General features: G+C 63.3%; 13 protein-coding genes and 1 other RNA gene. 1 reads left to right on the top strand and 13 read right to left on the bottom strand.

All coding sequences use genetic code 11. The features are described 5' to 3' along the window. Position 1: 1 nt before the first annotated feature. From AC54AF_RS18725 to rnpB, 13 genes are all read right to left on the bottom strand, one after another. Entirely contained in the window at positions 2-970 is a 969-nt protein-coding gene (locus tag AC54AF_RS18725) for a D-alanine--D-alanine ligase (protein WP_496637736.1), read from the bottom strand. Between the two features lies 1 nt (position 971). Beyond that, entirely contained in the window at positions 972-2,375 is a 1,404-nt protein-coding gene (murC, locus tag AC54AF_RS18720; RefSeq protein ID WP_496637735.1) for a UDP-N-acetylmuramate--L-alanine ligase, read from the bottom strand. A gap of 10 nt (positions 2,376-2,385) precedes the next feature. Further along, entirely contained in the window at positions 2,386-3,480 is a 1,095-nt protein-coding gene (murG, locus tag AC54AF_RS18715) for an undecaprenyldiphospho-muramoylpentapeptide beta-N-acetylglucosaminyltransferase (RefSeq protein ID WP_496637734.1), read from the bottom strand. Further along, entirely contained in the window at positions 3,477-4,688 is a 1,212-nt protein-coding gene (gene ftsW, locus AC54AF_RS18710; RefSeq protein WP_131689264.1) for a putative lipid II flippase FtsW, read from the bottom strand. Before ftsW ends, murG begins: the two co-directional genes overlap by 4 nt. After that, a complete protein-coding gene (murD, locus tag AC54AF_RS18705; protein ID WP_496637733.1) occupies positions 4,688-6,244 on the bottom strand; it encodes a UDP-N-acetylmuramoyl-L-alanine--D-glutamate ligase in 1,557 nt (518 codons plus the stop codon). The genes ftsW and murD overlap by 1 nt, the downstream gene beginning before the upstream one ends. Next, positions 6,244-7,419 carry a phospho-N-acetylmuramoyl-pentapeptide-transferase gene (gene mraY, locus AC54AF_RS18700; RefSeq protein WP_496637732.1) on the bottom strand — a complete coding sequence of 392 codons (1,176 nt, stop codon included), beginning with the start codon at positions 7,417-7,419 and terminating at the stop codon, positions 6,244-6,246. The genes murD and mraY overlap by 1 nt, the downstream gene beginning before the upstream one ends. A gap of 2 nt (positions 7,420-7,421) precedes the next feature. Further along, positions 7,422-8,852 carry a UDP-N-acetylmuramoyl-tripeptide--D-alanyl-D-alanine ligase gene (locus AC54AF_RS18695; RefSeq protein ID WP_496637731.1) on the bottom strand — a complete coding sequence of 477 codons (1,431 nt, stop codon included), beginning with the start codon at positions 8,850-8,852 and terminating at the stop codon, positions 7,422-7,424. Continuing rightward, positions 8,852-10,360, bottom strand: coding sequence for a UDP-N-acetylmuramoyl-L-alanyl-D-glutamate--2,6-diaminopimelate ligase (locus AC54AF_RS18690; protein ID WP_496637730.1), 1,509 nt, complete (start codon positions 10,358-10,360; stop codon positions 8,852-8,854). The genes AC54AF_RS18695 and AC54AF_RS18690 overlap by 1 nt, the downstream gene beginning before the upstream one ends. An 8-nt stretch (positions 10,361-10,368) precedes the next feature. Then, entirely contained in the window at positions 10,369-12,147 is a 1,779-nt protein-coding gene (locus AC54AF_RS18685; RefSeq protein ID WP_152254313.1) for a peptidoglycan D,D-transpeptidase FtsI family protein, read from the bottom strand. Further along, positions 12,147-12,416: a cell division protein FtsL gene (gene ftsL, locus AC54AF_RS18680; RefSeq protein WP_034748894.1), complete on the bottom strand. Its 270-nt coding sequence runs from the start codon at positions 12,414-12,416 to the stop codon at positions 12,147-12,149. Before ftsL ends, AC54AF_RS18685 begins: the two co-directional genes overlap by 1 nt. Next, on the bottom strand, positions 12,413-13,384 hold the full coding sequence (rsmH, locus tag AC54AF_RS18675; RefSeq protein ID WP_131689270.1) for a 16S rRNA (cytosine(1402)-N(4))-methyltransferase RsmH: 972 nt from the start codon (positions 13,382-13,384) through the stop codon (positions 12,413-12,415). Before rsmH ends, ftsL begins: the two co-directional genes overlap by 4 nt. Positions 13,385-13,393: 9 nt before the next feature. Then, complete coding sequence (mraZ, locus tag AC54AF_RS18670) at positions 13,394-13,822, bottom strand: division/cell wall cluster transcriptional repressor MraZ (RefSeq protein ID WP_034748899.1); 429 nt, start codon at positions 13,820-13,822, stop codon at positions 13,394-13,396. Between the two features lie 661 nt (positions 13,823-14,483). After that, an RNA gene (gene rnpB, locus AC54AF_RS18665) (RNase P RNA component class A) lies at positions 14,484-14,823 on the bottom strand. Between the two features lie 215 nt (positions 14,824-15,038). Between rnpB and AC54AF_RS18660 the strand changes: the two genes are divergently transcribed. Continuing rightward, complete coding sequence (locus AC54AF_RS18660; RefSeq protein WP_496637729.1) at positions 15,039-16,742, top strand: thiamine pyrophosphate-binding protein; 1,704 nt, start codon at positions 15,039-15,041, stop codon at positions 16,740-16,742. Positions 16,743-16,789 lie beyond the last annotated feature (47 nt).

The following is a 16,789-nucleotide window of genomic DNA, read 5'->3' as shown; positions in this document are numbered from 1 at the left end:
ATCAGCGCTGTCCCTTGTGCATTTTCAGGCTTGCGCCAGCGACGATTTCCAGGCACAGGTCTTCATAGCTGGTGCCTTCCGCGCGCGCCGCCATCGGCACGAGCGAATGGCCCGTCATGCCGGGCGAGGTATTCACCTCCAGCAGGAACAGCTTGCTGTCGGCCGCGCGCATCAGCACATCCACCCGTCCCCAGCCTTCGCAGCCGAGGGCGCGGTAGGCCGCCAGGGCGATGCGCTCCATCTCTGCGATGATCGCGCCATCGAGCTGCGGTGGGCAGAAATACTGCGTATCGTCCGTGAAGTACTTGTTCTGGTAATCGTAGTTGCCTTGCGGCGCGACGATTTCGATCGGTGGCAACGCGCGCGCCGTGGCGCCTTTGCCCAGGATCGCCACGGTGAACTCGCGGCCCTTGATGAACTCCTCGGCCAGCACCGAATCATCGAGACCGGCGGCGATGTCGTAGGCCGCCTGGAAGGCCGATGCTTCATTGACCGTCGTGATGCCGATGCTCGAGCCTTCATGCGGCGGCTTAACGATCAGCGGCAAGCCCAGTTCTGCGGCGACCTTGGCCAGCTCGGAGCTGTCGTCCAGCACCGCGTACTTTGGCGTCGGCAGCTGGTGCATCAGCCAGATCATCTTGGTATAGACCTTGTCCATGCCCACCGAGCAAGCCATCACGCCGCTGCCCGTATAAGGGATACCCAGCTGTTCCAGCACGCCCTGCAGGCTGCCGTCTTCGCCGAAGCGGCCATGCAGCGCGATGAAGACGCGGTCAAATTTCTCAGCGGCCAGTTCGGCCAGGCTGCGTACGCCCGTATCGAAGCCATGCGCATCCACGCCACGGCTTGTCAAGGCGGCCAGCACGCCCGCGCCGGACATCAGCGACACTTCGCGCTCGGCCGAGCGGCCGCCGAACAGGACGCCGACCTTGCCCAATTGTTTAACGTCGATAGCTGAAGCTTGGTTCACGTCAGGCCTTTACAGTGTGAGATTGATACGTTGTCAGTTGTTGCGGGATGCCGCTGATCGAGCCGGCGCCCATGGTCAGCACGACGTCGCCGTCGCGCGCCACGCTCATGATGGTGTCGGCCATGTCCGTCATGGACTCGACGAAGATCGGTTCGATCTTGCCGCGCGCGCGCAGCGCATGCGCCAGTGCGCGGCCATCGGCGGCGACGATAGGCGCTTCGCCTGCCGCATACACCTCGGACAGCAGCAGCATGTCGGGCGCGCCCAGCACCTTGACGAAATCCTCGAACAGGTCGCGCGTGCGGCTGTAGCGGTGCGGCTGGAAAGCGAGCACCAGGCGGCGGCCCGGATAGGCGGCACGCGCGGCGGCCAGGGTCACTTCCGTTTCCACCGGATGGTGGCCGAAATCGTCGACCAGCGCAAAGCTGCCGCCGTTCGGCAGCGCCACCTCGCCATAGCGCGTGAAGCGGCGGCCCACGCCGGAAAACTCGGCCAGGCCCTGCTGCGTGGCGCTGTCGGCGATGCCGATTTCGCGCGCGATGGCGATCGCCGAGCAGGCATTCTGCACATTGTGCATGCCGGGCTGGTTCAACACCACATCGAGATCAGGATAGCCTTCCTGCAGTACCGTGAAATGCATTTCCAGTCCCACGGCGCGCGCGTTGATGGCGCGCACTTCGGCGTCTTCCGCGAAACCATAGGTGGTGACCGGCTTGGTGACGAACGGGATGATGGCGCGTACGTGCGGATCGTCGATGCACAGCATGGCGCGGCCATAGAAAGGCAGACGGTGCGTGAACTGCACGAACGCCTGCTTGAGCTTTTCGAAATCGTGCTCGTAGGTGTCCATGTGATCGGCGTCGATATTCGTGATCACTTCGATCATCGGCGTCAGGTTCAGGAACGAGGCGTCCGACTCATCGGCTTCGGCCACCAGATAGTCGCCAGAACCGAGCTTGGCGTTCGCGCCGGCGCTGGTCAGGCGGCCACCGATCACAAAGGTAGGATCGAGGCCGCCCTGCGCCAGCACCGAAGCGACCAGACTGGTCGTCGTCGTCTTGCCGTGCGTGCCGGCGATGGCGATGCCGCGTTTCAGACGCATCAACTCGCCGAGCATCACGGCGCGCGGCACCAGCGGAATCTTGCGCGCGCGCGCGGCCGCCACTTCCGGATTGTCTTGCGGGACGGCGCCCGACGTCACCACCGCATCGGCGTCGCCGATGTTCTCGGCCGCGTGGCCCAGCATAACGGTCGCGCCCAGGCTCGCCAGGCGCTGCGTCGCCGCATTGCTGCCCAGGTCCGAGCCCGACACCTTGTAGCCCAGGTTGACCAGCACTTCGGCGATGCCGCTCATGCCGCTGCCGCCAATGCCGACAAAGTGGATATTGTTTACTTTATGCTTCACAGAGCTAACCTCATGCCAGTTTTTCCAATACGTGTGCGATCGCCTCATTGGCGTCGCGCTTGCCCGCTGCCAGTGCCGCCTGCGCCATGTGCTGGCAGCTGTCTCGCGTCAAGGACGCCAGCAGGGTGCTCAGCGACGCTGCACTCATTTCCGTCTGCGGCAGATGAATCGCCGCACCTTGTTTCGCCATCCATTGCGCGTTGTCGCGCTGGTGGCTGGTGGTCGACGCTACCAGCGGCACCAGCACGCTGGCCACGCCGGCCGCCGTCAATTCCGACAGGGTGATCGCGCCAGCGCGGCAAATCACCAGGTCTGCCTCGGTATACGCCCTGGCCATGTCGTCGATGAAATCGACCACATTGGCGCGCACGCCCGCCTGCGCATACGCGGCATGCAGGGCGTCGATATTCTTCTTGCCCGACTGGTGCGTCACCAGCGGGCGTTCGGCCTCCGGCATCAGGGCCAGCGCGGCAGGCAGGTTGTCGTTCAGCGCTTTCGCACCCAGACTGCCGCCCACCACCAGGATGCGCAGCGGTCCGCTGCGGCCCGCAAAGCGGGATGCCGGCGGCGCCATCGCAAGGATCTCGGCGCGCACGGGATTGCCCGTGACGACGGCCTTGCCGGCGGCGCTGCCGAAATCGGCTGGAAAGCCGAAGCACACCTGCTGCGCCAGCGGCACCAGCGTCTTGTTCGACAGCAGCAGCGCCGCGTCGGCATTGACCAGCACCAGCGGCACGCCCTTCAGGCGCGCCATCAGGCCGCCCGGCACGGTCACGTAGCCGCCCATGCCCATCACCACGTCCGGCTTGCGGCTGGCGATGAAACGGCGGATGGCAAAGAAGCTGGCCAGCATCCTGAAGCCGCCCTGGATGGTGTGCGCCAGGCCTTTGCCGCGCATGCCGGAAAATGCAATGGCATCCATGGGAATGCCGCTCTTCGGCACCAGCTCCTGCTCCATGCCGTGGGTCGTGCCCAGCCAGCTCACTTCCCAGCCGCGCGCGCGCATGGTCTGCGCAATCGCCAGGCCCGGGAAAATATGGCCGCCGGTACCGGCCGCCATGATCATCAGTCTTTTCGTCGTTTTCAATTTCGTCACGCTGTTCATAGCCGGCCTCCCCGCATCAGGATCCGGTTTTCGTAATCGATGCGCAGCAAAATCGCCAGGCCGATACAGTTAATCAGTACGCCCGTGCCGCCATAACTCATCAAAGGCAAGGTCAGCCCCTTGGTCGGCAACAGGCCCAGGTTCACGCCCATGTTGATGAAGGTCTGCACGCCGATCCAGATGGCGATGCCTTTCGCCGTCAGGCCGGCAAAGGTCTGGTCGATGGCGATCGCCTGGCGGCCGATGTCGAACGCCCGCTTGATAATCCAGTAGAACATGCCGATCACGATCAGTACGCCCACCAGGCCCAGCTCCTCGCCGATCACGGCCAGCAAAAAGTCCGTATGCGCTTCGGGCAGGTAATGCAGCTTTTCCACGCTGCCGCCCAGGCCCACGCCGAACAGTTCACCGCGCCCGAAGGCGATCAGCGAGTGCGTCAGCTGGTAAGCCTTGTTCAGCGCATTGTCTTCCTGCCATGGATCGAGATACGCAAAAAACCGCTCGCGGCGGAATTTCGACAAGGCGATGATGGTGACGAAAATCGCCGTCAGCATGGCGCCGATACCGCCGAACCAGATGGCGTTGACGCCACCCAAAAACAGAATGCCCATGGCGATGCAGACGATCACGCCGAAGGCGCCGAGATCGGGCTCCATCAGCAACAGCAAGCCGACGAAGCTGACGGCCAGCGCCATCGGCATGAAGCCCTTGGTCAGCTTGTGCATGTATTCCTGCTTGCGCACCGTGTAATCGGCCGCATACAGCACCATCACCACCTTCATCAGCTCGGACGGCTGCGGCCGCAGGCCCGGCAGGTTCAGCCAGCGGCGCCCGCCGTTGACCGACACGCCCAGACCAGGTATCAGCACCATCACCAGCAGCACCAGCGTGCCGATGAACAGCCATGGCGCGATCTTTTGCCAGGTGGCGACCGGGATGCGGAACACCAGCGCGGCGACGATGATCGAGATACCGATGAACAGCGCCTGACGCACGACAAAGTAATTGTTCGTATAGGCGGCAAACTTGCGCGCATCCGACAGCGAGATCGACGCCGAATACACCATCACCATGCCCAGCAACATGAGCAGCAGGACCACCCACACCAGCGGCTTGTCATAGTCCATCATCTTCGACTGCCGCGCGCGGCTATCCAGCGGCTTGGCAGCCGAGCCGGAACCAAAGCGGAAGGGCAGTTGGAAGGCCATCAGATATCCTGTCCGTTTTCCAGGGCGATGTCGCGCACGGCGTCGACAAACACCTGCGCGCGGTGCGCATAGTTCTTGAACATGTCCAGGCTGGCGCAGGCAGGCGACAACAACACGGCATCGCCGGCCAAGGCCAGGCTGCTGGCGCGCTTCACGGCTTCCGGCAAGGTGGCGCAATCGACGATGTCCACGCCGGCCGGCTCGAGCGCCGCGCGCAAGGCCGGCGCATCGCGGCCAATCAGCACCACCGCGCGCACGTAGCGCGACACGGGTTCAGCCAGCGGCGAGAAATCCTGCCCCTTGCCGTCGCCGCCGGCGATCAGCACCAGACGCTGCTGCACGCCGCCAAACGCCTTGCCCAGGCCGAACAGGGCCGCCACTGTCGCGCCCACGTTGGTGCCTTTGCTGTCGTCGTAGTATTCGACTTCATTGACTGCCGTGATCAGTTCCACCCGGTGCGGCTCGCCCTGGTATTCGCGCAAGCCATGCAGCAGCGGCGCAAATGGCAGGCCGATGGCGCGGCACAGGGCCAGCGCCGCCAGCGCATTCGAGGCATTGTGCTGGCCGCGGATTTTCAGCGCGTCGGCCGGCATCAGTTTCTTGGCCATCGTCGGCACCGGTTCCGGCGCCGGATCGTTCTTCTTGCGCTTCTTTTCGATCACTTCTTCGCTGGGCACGGCTTGCGCCAGCCAGAAGATGCCGCGTTCATTGACCAGGCCGAAGCTGTCCACCTCCGCCGGCTCGCCCGTGCCGAAGGTGATGGTTTCGGTCATCGGATCGGCCATGTGCATGACTAGCGCATCGTCGCGGTTCAGGATGCGCACGGTCTGGTCGCCGAAGATGCGCGCCTTGTCGGCAGCATAGGCAGCCATGTCGCCGTGCCAGTCCAGGTGGTCCTGCGACAGATTCAAGACCGTGGCCGCATCGGCCTGCAGGCTGAACGTCGTGTGCAGCTGGAAGCTGGACAGTTCCAGTATCCACGCCTGCGGCAAGGTGCTGGCGACCGGCTCCGCCGCTTCAGCTTCCGCCTCCACCGGCTGCGGCGCCGGCTCGGCATCGAGCACTTCGCGCAGCACGTCCAGCGCCGCCGGGCTGATATTGCCGGCCACGCGCGTCGCCAGGCCGGCGCGTTCGCACAGCAGGCCCACCAGGCTGGTCACCGTCGTCTTGCCATTGGTGCCCGTGATGGCGATGACTTTCGGCGCATAGCCGCGTTCTGCCTTGAGCGCGGCCAGCGCCTGCGCGAACAGTTCGATCTCGCCCCACACGGGGATATTTTTCTCAAGAGCGGCCGGCGCAATATGCGCCAGTTCGCGCTGCGGCGCCAGGCCAGGACTGACGGCGACGAAGTCTACGCCGTCGAGCAATTCGGCCGTGAACGGGCCGGCGATGAACTGCGCCTGTGGCACGGCGGCCTGCAACGCTGCCAGGCGCTCCGGGGTTTCCCTTGTATCTGCCACGCGCACGCAGGCACCGCCACGGGCCAGCCACAGGGCCATGGCCAGCCCCGATTCGCCGAGGCCCAGTACCAGTGCGGTTTTAGCGTCGTACATCATCAGCGCAGCTTCAAGGTGGTCAGGCCGAGCAGCACCAGCATCATGGTGATGATCCAGAAACGCACGACAACCTGCGTCTCTTTCCAGCCTTTTTGTTCAAAATGGTGATGCAATGGCGCCATCAGGAAGACGCGGCGGCCCACGCCAAAGCGCTTCTTCGTATACTTGAACCAGACGACCTGGATGATCACGGACAGCGTTTCGACGACGAAGATGCCGCCCATGATGAACAGGACGATTTCCTGGCGCACGATGACGGCGACGGTGCCCAGCGCGCCGCCCAGCGCCAGCGCGCCCACGTCGCCCATGAACACTTTCGCGGGGTGGGTGTTATACCAGAGGAAGGCCAGGCCGGAGCCGGCCAGCGCGCCGCAGAAGATCACCAGTTCGCCGGCGCCCGGGATGTGCGGGATGAACAGGTAGCGCGCATACGTGGCGTTACCGGTCAGATAGGCGAACAGGCCCAGTGCCGTGCCCACCATCACGGTCGGCATGATGGCCAGGCCATCGAGACCGTCCGTGAAATTGACGGCGTTGCTGGTGCCGACGATGACGCAATAGGTCAGCGCAATGAAGCCCCACACGCCCAGCGGATAGCTGATGGTCTTGAAGAACGGGACGATCAGGTCGGCCTTCGGCGGCAAGTCCATGGCGAAGCCCGATTGCACCCAGGCGTAGATCAGATTCCACACCTGGCCGGCATCGGGCTCGGAGATGGAGACGGAAAACGCCAGGTAAAACGCGGCGGCGATGCCGATCAGCGACTGCCAGAAGTATTTCTCGCGCGAGCGCATGCCTTCCGGATCCTGGTGCACCACCTTGCGGTAATCGTCGGCCCAGCCGACGGCGCCAAAGCCCAAGGTGACGATCAGCACCGGCCAGATGAAACGGTTCGACAGGTCGGCCCACAGCAAGGTGGAAATGCCGATGGCGATGAGGATCAGCACACCGCCCATGGTCGGGGTGCCGTGTTTTTTCAGGTGCGTTTGCGGACCGTCCGTGCGCACGGCCTGGCCGACCTTCATGCGCGTGAGCATGCGGATCACGGCGGGACCGGCGCACAGGCCGATCAAGATCGCCGTCAGGGTGGCGAAGACGGCGCGGAATGTGATGAAGTTAAAGACCCGCAATGGGCCAATGTCGTCCTGGAAATAATGAGCGAGCCAGAGCAGCATGATTAGTGAGCTTCCTTGTTTTTGTTGTTTGAACCAATCAAATGCTGCACGGCCCGTTCCATTTTCATGGAGCGGGAGCCCTTGATTAATACTGTTGCATCCGAACGGCCGGACAAATGCGCATCGAGCGCCGCCAGCAAACCGTCGAACTGTTCGAAATACTCCACGACCGTGCCTGATTCCTGGCTCGCCGCAGCCTGCGCCGCATTGACCAGATGGCGCGCCAGGCCGCCCGTCGCCAGCACGTGTTCAATGCCTTTGGCGGCGGCGTAGGCGCCGATCTCTTCGTGGAACTGCTGCCCTTGCGTGCCAACTTCCGCCATCTCGCCCAGCACCAGGATGCGCGGTGCCGCGGCCTGCGCCAGCACGTCGATGGCAGCCCTCACCGAATCCGGATTGGCGTTGTAGCTGTCGTCAATGATGGTGGCGCCGTTGGCGGCATGTTTTTTCTGCAGGCGGCCATTCACGGGAGAAAATGCCTCCAGGCCCTGCTGGATATGTTCTGGCGTGATTCCGGCGCCAATCGCGCATGCCACGGCTGCCAGCGCATTGCGCACATTGTGTTCGCCCGCTGCCTGCAAGCCGACGAAGAACTGGCGCAGGCTGCCGTCTTGCGCGCGCACGCTGACGAACAGGTCGCTGCCAAAATCCTCGGCCGCGCGGTGCGTGCAACTCACATCCGCCTCTTTCGACAGGCCGAAGGTGATGACGGCGCGTGCACCGGCCAGTTCGCGCCACACGGGCGTAAATTCATCGCCATGCGGGAAGACAGCCACGCCGTCATGCGCCAAGGCTGCCAGCGCGGCGCCGTTTTCGCGCGCCACCGCTTCGACTGTGTGCATGAACTCCTGGTGTTCGCGCTGCGCGTTGTTGACCATCGCCAGGGTCGGCGCGGCAATTGCCGCCAGGCGGGCGATTTCCCCCGGATGGTTCATGCCCATCTCGATGACGGCCGCCTTGTGCCCCGCGCTCAGGCGGAACAGCGTCAAAGGCACGCCGATTTCATTATTCAGGTTGCCGCGCGTGGCCAAACGGCCTTCTTCGCCAAAGGCCGCCGCCAGGATGGACGAAATCATCTCCTTGACAGTGGTCTTGCCATTGCTGCCGGTGACGCCGATGACGGGTAAATTGAAGCGGCCGCGCCAATGGTTGGCGATGCGGCCCAGCGCCACCAGGGTATCGGCCACCACGATGGCGGGCACCGTGGCGCTGTCCCAGCCTTCGGGCAGGCGCTCGACCACCACGGCGGCCACGCCGCGCGCAGCCACCTGGTCGAGGAAGTCATGCGCGTCGAAATTCTCGCCGCGCAGGGCGACGAAGAGCGAACCGGCTTGGGCGCTGCGGCTGTCGGTGGACACGCCGTCAAAAACGGCGTCGCCCGTCAGCTGCGCGCCGTCCAGTGACGACATCAATTCTGTCAGGGTCGCGCGCATCAGTTCGTCCTCATCATCGTCAGGCGCGCGGACAGGGCCAGCTGCGCATGGTCGGCATCGGAGAACGGCAGTTTCTTGCCCTTGATTTCCTGGTACGGTTCATGGCCCTTGCCCGCCAACAGGATCACGTCCGGCTTGGCGGCGTGCTTGATGGCCGACAAAATGGCGCCGGCGCGGTCTTCGATGGCTTGCGGCTGCGGACCGTCGGCGCGCATGCCGGCGACGATCTGCGCGATGATGGCGTGCGGATCTTCGCTGCGCGGATTGTCGCTGGTGACCAGCACGTGATCGGCCTGCTGCGCGATGGCGCCCATCTGCGGACGCTTGCCCGGATCGCGGTCGCCGCCGCAACCGAACACACACCACAGCTGGCCGCCCCGCTCCTGCGCCACCTGACGCAAGGCAGCCAGGGTTTTGGCCAAAGCGTCCGGCGTATGCGCGTAATCGATGACGACCATCGGTGCTTCCTGGCCGCCCACCTGCTGCATGCGGCCCGGGGCCGGCTGCAGCGATTCGATGCCGTCGATGGCCGCGCGCAGGCCGGTGCCGTGTGCCAGCAAGGCGCCCAGCACGGCCAGCGCGTTGCTGATATTGAAGTGGCCCACCAGTTGCGTCTTGACCAGCGCCACGCCCAGCGCGCATTCCAGGTGAAAGTCTGTGCCGGCATGGCGGCTGCGGAACTGGCTGGCGCGCAGCATCAGCACGCCCGGCAGGTCAGGCAGGCTGGCCGCGTCCTGCAAGGTGTAGCCGATGACCGGGTACTCGCCCGCCAGCTTGCCTTCCACATGGCGCGCCAGGCGCAGGCCCATGGCGTCGTCCAGGTTGATGACGGCCGTTTTCAGGCCCGGCCAGTCGAACAGCTTGACCTTGGCCGCCTCGTAAGCCGCCATGTCGCCATGGTAGTCGAGGTGGTCGCGCGTCAAATTGGTGAACATGGCGACGTCGAAATGCATGCCGGCCGCGCGCTCCTGATCCAGGCCGATCGACGATACTTCGATGGCGACAGCCTTCGCGCCGGCATCGCGCATGGCGGCCAGTTTGCGCGCCAGCAGCACGGCGTCCGGCGTGGTGTAGCCGGTGACGTCGAATTCGATGGCGCCGCGCGGCTTGCACAGGCCCACGCCCAGGGTGCCGATGACGGACGAGATTTCACCAAGGCGCGCCAGGGCCTGCGCCAGCCATAGCGCGCACGAGGTCTTGCCATTCGTGCCCGTCACGCCGGCGCTGAACATGGCGCTGTCGGGCATGTCGTAAAAGGCATGCGCCACGGGGCCGGCCAGGCGTTTCAGGTCGCTGACCAGCAGGTGAGGCACGCTCCATGCGGCGTCCCCTTCGACGGCGTCATGCACGATGGCGGCGGCGCCCTGCTCGATGGCGGCGGCGATGAAATGGGTGGCGCCCGCATAGGCGAAAAACACGTCGCCGCGCTGCACGCGGCGCGAATCGGACGTCAGCTGCCCGGACGGGGCAGCCGTTTTGATCCACAAACTGATGTCTTGTATGGTCATGAGTGACTTCACATGGCCTCCGGGCCGGCATTGGCCGGGACCACGATTTCGGTAACGGAGGAATCGGGCGGTACGTTCATCGCGCGCAGCGCGTTGGTCGCAATCGCCGCGAAAGCGGGAGCGGCAACCTGGCCGCCATAGTGGGCCGGGCCGGTCGGTTCATCGATCATCACGGCAATGATGAAGCGCGGCGCCGACATCGGCACCATGCCCACGAACGAGCCGATGTATTTGCGCGGCATCGCATAGCGGCCGTTTTCCACTTTATAGGCGGTGCCCGTCTTGCCGCCGACGCGGTAGCCGGCCACCTGGGCGCGCTTGGCCGAGCCGTGCGCGCCGGAGACCACCAGTTCCAGCATGGCGCGCATTTCGGCGGCCGTCTTCGGCTTGATCACTTGCTGGCCCACAGGCAGTTCATTGACCTTCTGGAACGACAGGGGAATCGTGTCGCCGTCGCGCGCGAACATCATGTAGGAGCGCGCCAGCTGGATCAGCGACACGGAAATGCCGTTACCGTAGCTCATGGTCGCCTGCTCCACCGGGCGCCACGACTTATACGGACGCACGCGGCCGGCCACGGCGCCGGGAAAGCCCCATTTCGGCTGCTGGCCGAAGCCCACCTTGGTAAACATTTCCCACATTTCCTGCGACGGCATGCCCAGCGCGATTTTCGAGGTACCGATGTTCGACGACATCTCGATGATCTCGGAGACATTGATCACGCCGTGCGGCTTGGTGTCGGTGATCGTGCGGTCGGCGATGGTGTAGCGGCCCGGGCCCGTGTCGATCAGGGTGGTCGGCTTGACGCGGCCCGTGTCGAGCGCCAGCGAGACCGTGATCGGTTTCAGGGTCGAGCCGGGTTCAAACGTATCGGTCATGACGCGGTTGCGCAACTGCTGGCCGGTAAGCTTGCGGCGGTCGTTCGGATCGTAGCTGGGGTAATTGGCCAGGGCCAGCACTTCGCCCGTGTGCACGTCGAGCACCACGGCACCGCCAGCCTTGGCGTTGAATTTTTCCACCGCTTCCTTCAACTGCGTGAAGGCGATGTACTGGATCTTGCTATCGACGGACAGGGTCAGGTCCTTGCCGTCATGCGGTTCGTGGATGAAGCCGATGTCTTCGACGATGTGGCCCAGGCGGTCCTTGATCACGCGGCGGCTGCCGGTGGTGCCGACGAGGGTCTTCTGCTGCGCCAGTTCCATGCTTTCCTGGCCCACGTCTTCCACGTTGGTAAAGCCCACCACGTGGGTCATCACTTCGCCCTGTGGATAAAAGCGCTTGTATTCCTTGCGCTCGTCGATGCCGTCGATACCCAGCTTGGATATCTTGTCGGCCACGTCCATCTCGACCTGGCGTTTCAGGTAAACGAAGCTGCGGTCCGAATCGAGCTTCTTGCGCAATTCGTTGACGTTCATTTCCAGCAGGCCGGCCAGCGCATTGATTTTTTCGGGCGACGCCTGCAGCACGTCGTCGGGAATGGCCCAGATGGCCTTTACGGGCACGGACGAAGCGAGCACCTGGCCATTGCGGTCGGTGATCTTGCCGCGCGTGGCCGGCAGTTCGAGCGTGCGCTCGTAGCGCGCCTTGCCCTGCTTTTGCAGGAACTGCGTCGACACGCCCTGCAGCCAGAGCGCGCGCGCGCCCAGGCCGGCGAAAGCGAAGAACAGCAGGAACAGCACGACGCGCGAACGCCAGACGGGCAGACGCACCGCCAGTACGGGGTTCTTCGAGAATGGCACGCCTTTCGATGCCGCCACCCGGCCGTTGCTATTACCGCCCAACTTCATTATTCGCCCTCCGTCAGGTATTGCGTACGCGCCGCCGTCAGCGGCGTCATGCTCAGGTCGCGCCGCGCGATCGATTCGATGCGTTCATGCTTGCCCAGAGTGGACTGGTCCAGCTGCAGTTGCGCCCAGTCGATGTCGAGCTGGCGCGACAGCGCTTGCGCGCGCTCCAGGTCGATCAGCAGGTGGCGCGACTGGTACTGCGCGTTCACCAGCGACAGGCCGCAGCACACCAGCAGGGCCGACAGCACGACACACAGCTTGCCAGTCATCGCGAGCCGCCACGAACTGGAATGGGCAAACGCTGCGCCACGCGCATCACGGCCGAACGCGAACGGGGATTGCCCTCGATCTCGGCGTCGGACGGCTTCATCTTCGCAATCAGCTTCATTTCCGGCTGCGGCAAGTCGACCGCGCGGATCGGCAGGCGGCGGTCAGGCTGCTCCACGTTCGCCTTCGAGGCGAAGAAGCGCTTGACCATGCGGTCTTCCAGCGAGTGAAAGCTGATCACGGCCATGCGCGCGCCGGGCGCCAGGCAGGCATACGCCTGGTTCAGGCCGATCTCGAGATCCTCGAGCTCTTTGTTAATGAAAATGCGTATGGCCTGAAAGGTGCGGGTAGCGGGGTCCTTACCCTTCTCGCGGGTCTTGACGGCGCCTGCCACGATGCCGGCAAGCTGCCGTGTGCTTGAAATTGGCTGGACTGCCCGGCCAGCAACAATCGCCTTTGCAATCTGAAAAGCAAACCGTTCTTCCCCATAATCGCGTATCACTTTCTCTAAATTCTGCTCGGTTTCCACCGCCAGCCATTCGGCCGCGGAGATGCCGCGCGTGGTATCCATGCGCATGTCCAGCGGTCCGTCGTTGCGGAAGCTGAACCCGCGCGCCGCGTCGTCGACCTGCGGCGACGAGATGCCCAGGTCAAGCAGGATGCCGTCCACTTGCTGCACGCCGCGTTCGGCCAGGCTGGCCGTCATGGTGGCAAAGCTGTCGTGGACGATCTGGAAACGGGGGTCGGCGATCTGTTCGGCCGTGGCGATGGCCTGCAAATCCTTGTCGAAGCCGATCAGGCGCGCGTCGGGCGCCAGGCGCGACAGGATCAAGCGGCTGTGGCCACCGCGGCCAAACGTGCCATCGACATAAATGCCGTGCGCGCGGTCGCCCGACAGGTCGAGCGCATCGACCGCCTCATCGAGCAGCACCGTGCGATGCTGAAATTCCGGCACCGTGAGTTGTGTCATTACGGAGCCTTAGAAAGAAAAATTGGAAAGTACATCGGGGGTGCCGGCATCGATCGCCTGCTGTTCTTTGTCGGCCAACTTGGCGGCGTCCCATATTTCAAAGTGGCTGCCCATGCCGATCATCATGACTTCGCGCGCCAGTCCGACGGCGTTGCGCAATTCGGGCGAGATCAGCACGCGGCCGGCCGAGTCCAGCTCGACATCGACGGCGTTGCCGAGGAAGATGCGCTGCCAGGCGCGCGCCGACATGGGCCAGGCGGCGATTTGCTGGCGGTGGCTTTCCCACACGGGACGGGGGAAAAACAGCAGGCAGCCATCGGGGTGTTTGGTCAGAGTCAAGCGGCCTTCGCATTGAATCGCCAGCGCGTCACGGTGCTTGGCAGGGATAGACATCCTGCCTTTGGCATCGAGATTGATTGCGGACGCGCCTTGAAACACGGAAGACCTTTTTTGAGCTTGGGTTGCGACGCTTGCGCATCACGATGAAAAGGGAAAATTTCCCACAAAAACACACTTTTTCACACAGTTGCCCACTTTAGAGGAAGCAAAGATAGTGGTCAAGCGGTTTCCGATTGGCAAAACAGGAATTTTATTAATGAAATTAAGGACTTAGCGCATATCGTTGAAGGAGTCTCAAATAAAAATATATCGATAAATTAGATACTTATGAAAGATAGTGAATGTGCTACCTCATCTGCACACATGTGTTTTCCTACCGTAAACATCGAAAAAAACGAAATCAAAAAATTGAATTTTTTACAGTTAGTTGACACATGACAATAGTTTCGCCATCCGAGCACAACAGCAATCAGCCGCCGCAAAAGACTTGGTTTAAAGCAAAAGAAAAGCGCCGATGGCACGTATCGCCCCTGTTTTCCGGGGCTGGCCTGTCACGGGAAAACTATTTTTGCAATGCAGCAATTAATTAGAGTTAAGAAACTTTAACCAATTGTTCACCTTTAGTTGTATATACAACTTTATCTCAAATGCTATATTTTTGGAAACAAAAAAAAGCCCCGTTGCGGGGGCTTTTAGGTGGCGCGCAGCACGCAAGCGTTGCGGCCAGGATGCTCCCTGACAGACAAGGGAACAGGAATTCAAGTGAAGCAGGCCGGTAGGCCGGATTTTGTTACGGCGCCTTCCCTTGCAGGTTGGCGCTATGACAGTCATTCCTCTAGGCGCCAGATTACTCGGGCGCTCAAGCTTTCTACCCGCACGCTCCGCGAGCAGCATCATCGCGTGCCTATTTGAAATTGCACCAGGTGGAGGTTACCGCGTTTCACCGTAACTTAATACGCTCGTCTCTGTGGCCCTATTCCTCGCCTTATACCTTGCGGCTTTCGACGGACGGCCGTTAACCGTCACCCCGCTCTATGGAGTCCGGACCTTCCTCCCGCCAGCGCATCGCTGCGCCGGCCAGCGACTGTCTGGCCTGCTTCACCCGCCATTGTACCGCGCCGCAGCATGTTTCTGCAAAAGGCCTGTGCAGGCCCCTCGTCGTCGCCCCGGCCCGGGGGATTGTGTAATTCGGTGTCGCCATTTCAAAAGCCGGGCCAAATCGGCTCACATAGAATGAGGCAAGCTGCTTGCATGCAGGCGCATGCGCACCGCTGCCCCACTTCTTTGCCACCCACTAGAATATAAAGAGCCGAACATGACGCAACAACCCCGTACCGGCGGCCAGATCCTGGTCGATGCCCTGCAGATCCATGGTGTCGATACCGCCTTTGGCGTGCCTGGCGAAAGCTACCTCGACGTGCTCGACGCCCTGCATGATTCGGGCATCCGCTTCATCATCAACCGCCAGGAAGGCGGCGCCGCCTTCATGGCCGAAGCCTACGGCAAGCTGACGGGCAAGCCGGGCATCTGCTTCGTCACGCGGGGACCGGGCGCCACCAACGCCTCGATCGGCGTGCACACGGCCTACCAGGATTCCACGCCGATGATCCTGTTCATCGGCCAGGTGGGCAACGATTTCGTCGACCGCGAAGCGTTCCAGGAAATCGACTACCGCCGCATGTACGGGCAGATGGCCAAGTGGGTGGCACAGATCGACCGCGCCGAGCGCATTCCCGAATACCTGGCGCGCGCCTTCCAGGTGGCCACCAGCGGGCGCCCCGGCCCCGTCGTGCTGGCCCTGCCGGAAGACATGCTCGTTTCGCTGGCGACTGTCGCCGACACGCGCGCCTACCAGCCGGTGCAGGCGGCGCCATCGGAGGCCCAGCTGCAACAGCTGCGCAGCATGCTGGCCGGCGCAACGCAGCCGCTGGTCTTGCTGGGCGGCACCACCTGGACGCCGCAGGCATGCGCCGATCTGCAACAGTTCGCGGAAAGCAACCACCTGCCCGTCGCCTGCGCCTTCCGCTTCCAGGACTTGCTCGACAATGCCCACCCGAACTACATCGGCGACGTCGGCATCGGCATCAACCCGACACTGGCCGCGCGCGTGAAAAATGCCGACCTGGTCATCGCCATCGGCCCGCGCCTGGGCGAAATGACGACGGGCGGCTACACCCTGTTCGACTCGCCCGTGCCGCGCCAGCGCCTGGTACACATCCATACGGATGCGGAGGAATTGGGCAGCGTCTACCAGGCCGAGCTGATGATCAACAGCGGCATGCCGCAAGTGTGCGCCATGCTGGCCGCCATGCCCCCCATCGATGCTTCCGCATGGAAACATACGCCGGCTGAAGCGAAGGCCGAGCTGGCCGCCTACCAGGAGCAGCCGCCCATCTTCCAGGATGGCCAGGCGCCGCTGGACCTGTGGCAAGTGACGCAGGAGATCATGACGCAGGCGCCCTCTGACACCATCCTGACGAACGGCGCCGGCAATTACGCCTCGTGGGCACACCGCTTCTATCGCTACGGCGGCATGCGCACGCAGTTGGCGCCGACCAACGGCGCCATGGGCTACGGCGTGCCATCGGGCGTGGCGGCCAAAATCGTGCACCCGGAGCGCACCGTCATCACCTTCGCCGGCGATGGCGAATACATGATGAATGGCCAGGAACTGGCCACCGCCGTGCAATACCAGGCCGGCGTGGTCATCATCGTCTTCAATAACCAGATGTTCGGTACGATCCGCATGCATCAGGAACGCGATTACCCGGGCCGCGTGTCGGGCACGACCCTGCACAATCCGGATTTCGCAGCGCTGGCGCAAGCGTACGGCGCGCATGGCGAAGTGGTGAATACGACAGAAGAGTTCGCTCCCGCCCTGCAGCGGTCGCTGGCGCACGCCAAGGCCAACAACTTGCCGGCCTTGATCGAACTGCGCTACGACGGCAACCTGATCACGCCGAACGCGACACTCGCCACCATCCGCGCCACGGCGGAAAAGGCGCAGGCGGCCCACTAAACCCCTTGCAACGCTGAAAATAACAAAGGCCCGGTCGATACCGGGCC

The sequence above is a fragment of the Janthinobacterium sp. JF4 genome (assembly GCF_059617925.1).
Note: the sequence above shows the minus strand (reverse complement) of the source record. Positions and strands in the feature narration are given on the sequence as shown.

Excerpts from the sequence above, each read along its gene's own strand:
- mraY (WP_496637732.1), bottom strand. The coding sequence starts at position 7,419 with ATGCTGCTCTGGCTCGCTCATTATTTCCAGGACGACATTGGCCCATTG.
- murD (WP_496637733.1), bottom strand. The coding sequence starts at position 6,244 with ATGATGTACGACGCTAAAACCGCACTGGTACTGGGCCTCGGCGAATCG.
- rsmH (WP_131689270.1), bottom strand. The coding sequence starts at position 13,384 with ATGACACAACTCACGGTGCCGGAATTTCAGCATCGCACGGTGCTGCTC.
- murG (WP_496637734.1), bottom strand. The coding sequence starts at position 3,480 with ATGAACAGCGTGACGAAATTGAAAACGACGAAAAGACTGATGATCATG.
- AC54AF_RS18690 (WP_496637730.1), bottom strand. The coding sequence starts at position 10,360 with ATGACCATACAAGACATCAGTTTGTGGATCAAAACGGCTGCCCCGTCC.
- ftsL (WP_034748894.1), bottom strand. The coding sequence starts at position 12,416 with ATGACTGGCAAGCTGTGTGTCGTGCTGTCGGCCCTGCTGGTGTGCTGC.
- AC54AF_RS18660 (WP_496637729.1), top strand. The coding sequence starts at position 15,039 with ATGACGCAACAACCCCGTACCGGCGGCCAGATCCTGGTCGATGCCCTG.
- ftsW (WP_131689264.1), bottom strand. The coding sequence starts at position 4,688 with ATGGCCTTCCAACTGCCCTTCCGCTTTGGTTCCGGCTCGGCTGCCAAG.
- AC54AF_RS18685 (WP_152254313.1), bottom strand. The coding sequence starts at position 12,147 with ATGAAGTTGGGCGGTAATAGCAACGGCCGGGTGGCGGCATCGAAAGGC.
- AC54AF_RS18695 (WP_496637731.1), bottom strand. The coding sequence starts at position 8,852 with ATGCGCGCGACCCTGACAGAATTGATGTCGTCACTGGACGGCGCGCAG.